The 891-nt window shown below is 56.5% G+C and carries 1 protein-coding gene; it reads left to right on the top strand.

The annotated features are described in order from the left end of the window. Nucleotides 1-53 precede the first annotated feature (53 nt). On the top strand, nt 54-891 hold an 838-nt coding region (locus tag ALO64_RS15725; protein WP_054991750.1), incomplete at its 3' end, for an IS110-like element ISPsy16 family transposase.

The raw sequence follows: 891 nt of genomic DNA, 5'->3' as shown, positions 1-891 counted from the left end.
AAGTGCCATGATGAAGTGTCAAACCTGCATCAAAACCACAGGAGGGGAAGTCCATGCCAATTATTACCGTGGGAATCGATCTAGCCAAGGCCGTATTCGCCGTTCACGGCGTTGATGAGGCTGGTAATGCAACCTTGGTGAAGCCCAAGGTTGCGCGGGATCAACTGGTGCCATTGATCGCCCAGCTGCCCCCTTGCTTGATTGGTATGGAGGCTTGCTCAGGCGCTCATCATTGGGCGAGGGTGTTCGCCGAGCACGGCCATACGGTCAAGTTGATGGCTCCTAAACTCGTTTCGCCTTATCGAATGTCGGGTAAGCGCGGCAAGAACGATGCCGCAGATGCGGCCGCGATCTGTGAGGCAGTGACCCGACCCAGCATGCGGTTTGTCCCTGTTAAAGACGAGCATCAGCAGGCCACTCTTTGCCTTCATCGAACCCGCCAGGGATTCATCGAAGAACGCACCTCTACGTACAACCGACTGCGCGGATTACTTTCTGAATTCGGCGTGGTCCTGCCACAAAGCCCAGAGCGATTGAGAAAAGAGATTGGTCCCTGTCTGGACACCTTGCCTGGCTGGGCAAGACGGTGCATGAGTGAACTGTTGGAGCACACCAGACATATCGAGGATCGGCTGGTGGAACTTGATCGAGCCATCAATCAGATCGCTCGCGAAGACGACCGCAGCCGTAGGCTGCTGCAATTGCGTGGGGTTGGCTCGACCACAGCAAGTGCTTTAGTGGCCAGTATTGGAGATGGGCACGACTTCAGAAACGGTCGCCAAGTGGCTGCCTGGCTCGGTCTGACGCCAAGCCAGTACAGTAGCGGCGGCAAGCAGCGCCTGGGAAGTATCACCAAAGCCGGGGATGCCTATTTACGCAGTCTACTGGTGC

Source organism: Pseudomonas meliae (assembly GCF_001400515.1).
Lineage (GTDB): Bacteria > Pseudomonadota > Gammaproteobacteria > Pseudomonadales > Pseudomonadaceae > Aquipseudomonas > Aquipseudomonas amygdali.
Note: the sequence above shows the minus strand (reverse complement) of the source record. Positions and strands in the feature narration are given on the sequence as shown.